The sequence below is a fragment of the Paenibacillus sp. MER 99-2 genome (assembly GCF_023714095.1).
GTDB lineage: Bacteria > Bacillota > Bacilli > Paenibacillales > Paenibacillaceae > Paenibacillus.
The window spans coordinates 26,469-32,985 of sequence record NZ_JAMAUZ010000017.1 but is presented as its reverse complement, the minus strand read 5'-3'; the positions used below and the strand labels follow the sequence as shown (position 1 = coordinate 32,985).

Annotated in this window: 4 protein-coding genes and 5 tRNA genes; all 9 read left to right on the top strand. The window is 48.5% G+C overall.

Translation table 11 applies throughout. The features are described 5' to 3' along the window. Positions 1-55: 55 nt before the first annotated feature. The 9 genes from M3636_RS28840 to M3636_RS28800 all read left to right on the top strand — a co-directional run bounded on the left by M3636_RS28840 (position 56) and on the right by M3636_RS28800 (position 6,506). A tRNA-Gly gene (locus M3636_RS28840) sits at positions 56-127 on the top strand. Between the two features lie 7 nt (positions 128-134). After that, positions 135-211 (top strand) — tRNA-Arg (locus tag M3636_RS28835). Between the two features lie 14 nt (positions 212-225). After that, positions 226-304 (top strand) — tRNA-Leu (locus M3636_RS28830). Between the two features lie 7 nt (positions 305-311). Then, a tRNA-Pro gene (locus M3636_RS28825) sits at positions 312-385 on the top strand. A gap of 11 nt (positions 386-396) precedes the next feature. Beyond that, a tRNA-Gly gene (locus tag M3636_RS28820) sits at positions 397-467 on the top strand. A gap of 286 nt (positions 468-753) precedes the next feature. Next, positions 754-2,619, top strand: coding sequence for a 3D-(3,5/4)-trihydroxycyclohexane-1,2-dione acylhydrolase (decyclizing) (gene iolD, locus M3636_RS28815; protein ID WP_251384720.1), 1,866 nt, complete (start codon positions 754-756; stop codon positions 2,617-2,619). Between the two features lie 57 nt (positions 2,620-2,676). Beyond that, positions 2,677-3,573 (top strand): myo-inosose-2 dehydratase, encoded by an 897-nt coding sequence (gene iolE, locus M3636_RS28810; RefSeq protein ID WP_251384719.1) that lies wholly within the window; start codon positions 2,677-2,679, stop codon positions 3,571-3,573. Between the two features lie 252 nt (positions 3,574-3,825). After that, the gene (iolC, locus tag M3636_RS28805) at positions 3,826-4,833 is read left to right on the top strand and encodes a 5-dehydro-2-deoxygluconokinase (RefSeq protein ID WP_251384718.1); all 1,008 of its coding nucleotides are present in this window, start codon (positions 3,826-3,828) and stop codon (positions 4,831-4,833) included. A gap of 197 nt (positions 4,834-5,030) precedes the next feature. Beyond that, a complete protein-coding gene (locus tag M3636_RS28800) occupies positions 5,031-6,506 on the top strand; it encodes a CoA-acylating methylmalonate-semialdehyde dehydrogenase (RefSeq protein WP_285859255.1) in 1,476 nt (491 codons plus the stop codon). Positions 6,507-6,517: the final 11 nt, after the last annotated feature.

The following is a 6,517-nucleotide window of genomic DNA, read 5'->3' as shown; positions in this document are numbered from 1 at the left end:
GGATCTAGCGTCTTTGACGTGGGGGTTCAAGTCCCTCCACGCGCATCCTTTATTTGCGGAAGTGGCTCAGCGGTAGAGCATCGCCTTGCCAAGGCGAGGGTCGCGGGTTCGATTCCCGTCTTCCGCTTATATTTGCGCCCTTAGCTCAGCTGGATAGAGCGTTTGACTACGAATCAAAAGGCCGGGAGTTCGAATCTCTCAGGGCGCGCCATTATAACTTCATATGCCGGCGTGGCGGAATGGCAGACGCGCTCGACTCAAAATCGAGTGGGAAACCGTGGAGGTTCGAGTCCTCTCGCCGGTATACATAACGGGATGTAGCTCAGCTTGGTAGAGCACCTGGTTTGGGACCAGGGGGTCGCATGTTCAAATCGTGTCATCCCGATCTTATCGTATGCGGGTGTAGTTCAATGGTAGAACTTTAGCCTTCCAAGCTAATAGCGTGGGTTCGATTCCCATCACCCGCTTCAATAGAAAAGCAAAAAAGATATGGTATATGCCATATCTTTTTTGCTTTTTTTTACACTCCAACGAACGTAATAACATTATCTATGCCAAAAGAAGTGATATTCAACGCACATCCATTACCTAATTATTTTAAACAATGAATATAAAACGCTTACAAAAATGTCTTGCCTAATTTAGCAAGCTGTATTACCATGTGAATTAAGCGCTTAACCTTTAGAGGTAAGGCGCTTAAACTTAACGTAGATTAAGCGCTTAACCTGTAAAGGGAAGGGAGATAAATAACGAATGGGAACAATTCGACTGACGATGGCTCAGGCATTACTTCGATATTTAGATCAACAATATATTTCGGTAGATGGTGTAGAGACCAAATTTATAAAAGGTGTCATCGGTATTTTTGGACACGGGAATGTGACTGGCATTGGAGAAGCATTAGAGCGTAGCCCGGGTACGTTGCGGTATGTGCAAGGAAAAAATGAACAAGGCATGGTGCATACAGCAACTGCTTATGCCAAACAGAAGAACCGCAAACAAATCTATGCCTGCACAACCTCGATTGGACCTGGTGCGCTGAATATGATTACAGCGGCAGCCACCGCAACAGTTAATCGTATTCCTGTTCTACTGCTTCCCGGTGATAATTTTGCGACGCGAGAGCCTGATCCTGTGCTACAGCAACTGGAGGTAAGTAGTGACTATACAATTTCAGCAACTGATCCTTTCAAGGCTGTCAGCAAGTATTGGGATCGGATCGTTCGCCCAGAGCAATTAATGATTGCAGCTACACAGGCCATGCGGGTGTTAACTGACCCAGCAGAGACAGGCGCGGTAACATTGGCACTGCCGCAGGATGTTCAGGCAGAAGCATATGATTATCCAGAATCGTTCTTTGCTCGCAAAGTACACTACTTGGATCGCCGTCCTCCAGTTCTTGCAGCACTGGAACGGGCAACGGAACAGATTGCCCGTGGGAAGAAGCCACTGCTCGTTGCAGGTGGCGGTGTATTGTACTCTGAAGCATCCGCACAATTAGCGGAGTTCGCTGAGAAGTTTGGTATTCCTGTTGCCGAGACACAGGCTGGTAAAAGTGCTATGCCGTGGAGCCACCCGCTCAATGTGGGTGCCATTGGGGTTACTGGCTCCTTAGCAGCTAATAGGCTTGCAAGGGAAGCGGACGTTGTAATCGGCGTAGGCACACGGTTCTCCGATTTTACGACGGCGTCTCGCTCTGCTTTTCAGCATCCGGAAGCTGCCTTTATCAATATTAATCTTAACAGCATGGATGCCGCCAAATTAGGTGGAGAAGCCATTTTAGCAGATGCACGGGAAGGTCTACAGGCTCTGCAGAAGGCATTGCAGGAGCAGCAATACCAAACCGAATATGGTGCAACTGAAGTTGCTGATTTGCGAGATGAATGGATTACAGAAGTAGATCGGCTGTACAGTCTAGAACATGCAGATGGTCTGGCACAGACTACTGCGGTTGGTGTTATTAATCAAACGATTGATCCATCTTCCGTTATCGTGTGTGCAGCAGGTAGTTTACCAGGAGATCTGCATCGTCTGTGGCGTGCGGCTGAACCGAAGACATATCACATGGAGTATGGATTCTCGTGTATGGGCTATGAGGTAAGCGGTGCATTCGGAGCTGCGCTTGCTGAGCCTGATCGTGAGGTATACGCCATGGTAGGCGATGGAAGTTATCTGATGCTGCATTCGGAGCTGGTGACCAGCTTACAGGAACAGAAGAAGTTCACCATTTTATTATTTAACAACAACGGATTCCAGTGTATCCATAACTTACAGCGTGAGCACGGAAGCGACGGGTTTGGTAACGAGTTCCGCTACAGGGATACGGAGAGTGGGAGACTCTCTGGTGATTATATGCAGATGGATTTTGTTGCCCATGCCAAGAGTATGGGAGCCAAAGCTTACAAGGCAGAGACAGCAGAGCAGTTGGAGCAGGCGCTCAAGGATGCTCAAAACGAGAACGTGACTACACTCATCGAGATCTCAGTCGTGCCCGGAACCAACGCGGGTGGGTACGAGTCATGGTGGAATGTGGGTGTGCCGGAGGTCTCTGCAGAAGAAAAGGTAATTCATGCTCACCAGGCAATGCAAACCAATCGAGCCAAGGCAAGACCCATTTAAATCAGGACTGTTCACAATACGAACTTAAAGGTTGAACGACAAAGGAGATGTGAAGCAATGAGTAAGTTGCCATTTCAGCTCGGGATTCATCCGATTAATTGGGTTGGCGAGGATGTGAAGGAACATGGCGATGCTACAACCTGTGAGCAGATTCTAGATGACATTCAGCGTCTCGGGTTAACAGGTACAGAGATGGGACGTAAATATCCAACCGATCCTGCCACGCTAAGGGAGGAATTGAACAAACGAAACATCCGTCTTGTATCCCAATGGAAATCCGTGTTGCTGTCAGACCCAGCATACCGTGTGTCCGAGCTAGACAGTTACCGTAAACATGCGGAATTTTTACAGTCGATGGGTAGTAAGGTGATTAGTACGGCAGAGGTCGGTGGTTCGCTGCATTTTGATCCACGGCGCACACCACATGAAAAAGAAGTATTAAGATTGAGCGAATCGGAATGGCATACATTTGCAGATGGCTTGAATGCAGCGGGAGCTATTGCTCAAGAGTATGGGCTCAAGCTCACATATCACCACCATGGTGGTACTGTGGTGGAGCAGCCAGATGAAATTGACCGGCTTATGGAGCTCACCGACCCTTCACTGGTGTACCTTCTGTACGATACAGGTCATGCTTATTACGGTGGTGCAGACCCACTTAATGTACTTCGCAAACATTATGACCGGATAGCTTATATCCACTTGAAGGATATTCGCCCACATGTGCTTGATGAGGCTAGGAAGGCACAATCTGATTTTGTGGGTTGTATTCGTAGAGGCGTGTTTACTGTACCGGGTGACGGATGTATTGATTTTGCACCAATTCTTCAGGAATTGATCACACGAGGATACGACGGTTGGGCGATGCTCGAAGGGGAACAAGACCCAGCCATTCATAATCCTTATGAGTATGCGAAACGCTCTCTGCAATATATGGAATCACTAATCGGGTAGTCCACGAACTGGTTCGGAAAATAGATGAAGTTACTATTGAGTGATATGGAGCCAGCAGAGGTATTTAGACTTTCACCAGAGTCAATAGCGCTAGCTCTACAGAGGCATTTAATGGATTCCAAGTGAGCCGCAGAGCCATAAAAGAACCTTCTTTAGAGGATTTAACAATGAAGTGCAATGCATTCCCAATAGAAATAGGTTAATGACCTAATTATTTAATAAATATCTCCCTTAGAAAGGGGTTCAACGGTAATGACCTACGTATCCTTTCCAGTATCCAGAAAGCTAGACTTCACTGCGATTGGCCGATTATGCATCGACCTTAATGCCAACGAGATCAACCGTCCTATGGAAGAAACGATGACGTTTACGAAATATGTAGGTGGCTCTCCCGCCAATATTACGATTGGCATGTCAAGGCTTGGCATGAAGACAGCGTTTATTGGCAAGATTGCAAACGATCAGATGGGGCGCTTCATCCAAGGTTATCTGGAGCAGAACACGATCGACACCTCCAATGTTGTATCGGATGATACGGGGGCAGTTACAGGACTTGCATTTACAGAGATCAAAAGCCCAACCGATTGCAGTATTCTGATGTACCGGGATAACGTAGCTGATCTGAAGTTGCAGCCGCGCGAGGTGCAGGAGCAACTCATTGCAGATTCTAGCGTGCTCCTGATTTCTGGTACGGCTCTAGCTCAGAGTCCTTCGCGTGAAGCGGTGTTGCAGGCACTAACTTATGCGAAGAGACATGGGACTGTCATTGTGTTTGATCTAGATTACCGTCCGTATACGTGGTCTTCGGCAGAAGAAACAGCGGTCTATTACAATCTGGCAGCGGAGAAGTGTGACATCATTCTAGGGACTCGCGAAGAGTTCGATATGATGGAAACGTTCGATCATAACCCCGAGCATAACGATCAGGTGACAGCTCAGAAATGGTTCGACTTTGATGCCAAAATCGTAGTGATCAAGCACGGCAAGGAAGGTTCCATTGCGTACACAAGAGAAGGACTATCCCACCGTGCGGATAGTTATCCAGCTCGTGTTGTCAAAACATTTGGAGCCGGAGATTCTTACGCAGCCGGATTCCTATATGGTCTGATGCAAGGATGGACGATTGAACGCAGTATGGGGTATGGGGCTGCAGCAGCCAGCATCGTCATCTCCAGTCACAGTTGTTCGGATGCAATGCCTACGGTGGAGCAGGTGAATGAATATATCGAACGCTGCAACCGAGGCGAAATCACAGTGTGAACGTTGGATCGCATCATTACTCATAAATGCAGATCCGTTTACCGAGGATCGTATACTAATTAACTACTAATTAAATACATCAGTTCAACTAAACCTTCTTTAGTTGAACCTATATCGTTTAACGGAATATTTTCGCTACTGCCATTTCAGGTACAGGTGACGTCATGGGGCACGTATATACGAAGGGGGACAAGACAATGGGAAAAGGAACATCGGAGACATCGACAAATGTGACAATGGTACAAAACTGGATCGGGGGTACTTGGGTGACCCCAACATCTACCCGTACAGAGCCTGTTGTGAATCCGGCTACGGAAGAAATCATCGCTTATGTGCCGCTCTCTGAGCGTGCGGATGTAGACCAGGCTGTTGAAACAGCACGTGAGGCATTCCGATCCTGGAGTGTTACCCCGGTGCCACGCCGTGCACGGATTTTGTTCCGTTATCAGCAGTTACTCGTAGAACATTGGGAGGAGCTCGCAAGGCTGGTGACGCTGGAAAATGGTAAGAGTTACGCAGAGGCCTACGGCGAAGTTCTGCGTGGTATCGAATGCGTGGAATTCGCAGCAGGTGCCCCGAATCTGATGATGGGCAAACAATTACCTGACATCGCTACCGGGCTGGAGTCAGGCATGTATCGGTACCCAGTAGGCGTAATTGGGGGGATTACCCCATTCAACTTCCCGATGATGGTACCGTGCTGGATGTTCCCACTGGCCATTGCCTGCGGAAACACATTTGTCCTGAAGCCATCAGAGCGTACACCTCTGCTGGCAGGACGCTTGGCAGAGCTATTCAAGGAAGCGGGACTGCCGGATGGTGTGCTTAATATCGTTCACGGTGCACATGATGTCGTGAACGGATTGCTTGAACATAAGCAGATTCAAGCGATCTCTTTTGTCGGATCACAGCCTGTGGCTGAATATATCTATAAAACGGCTTCCGCTCATGGCAAACGGGTGCAGGCGCTAGCTGGTGCTAAAAACCACTCTATCGTTATGCCAGATGCTGACCTTGACCTCACAGTGAAAGAAATTACTAGCGCGGCGTTTGGCTCCGCAGGAGAGCGCTGTATGGCATGTTCAGTGGTGGTCGCTGTAGGCGATGTTGCAGACGCACTTGTACAGAAGCTGGTGGAAGCTGCAGATCGGATTACCATTGGTAATGGCCTGGATGAGGGAGTGTTCCTAGGCCCAGTCATTCGTGCTGGACACAAGGAACGTACGCTGGGGTATATTGAGGCAGGAGAGCAAGAAGGAGCTGCATTGATTCGAGACGGACGTAAGGATAAGGCAAGCGGGGAAGCAGGCTACTTTGTAGGGCCAACCGTATTCGATCAAGTAGATAGTACGATGAAAATCTGGAAGGATGAAATTTTCGCTCCGGTTCTCGCTGTGGCAAGAGTGGAGACGCTTGAGGAAGCGGTGGAGCTGGCAAACCGTTCTGATTTTGCTAATGGCGCGTGCTTGTTCACACGTAGCGGAGCTCACATGCGGCAATTCCGTGAAACAATTGATGCGGGTATGCTCGGCATTAACCTAGGCGTTCCAGCGCCGATGGCATTCTTCCCATTTTCCGGCTGGAAGAAATCATTCTATGGGGATCTTCATGCCAACGGTTCAGACGGTGTAGAGTTTTACACGCGCAAAAAGATGGTCACGGCTCGTTGGTAAACAACGGGTGA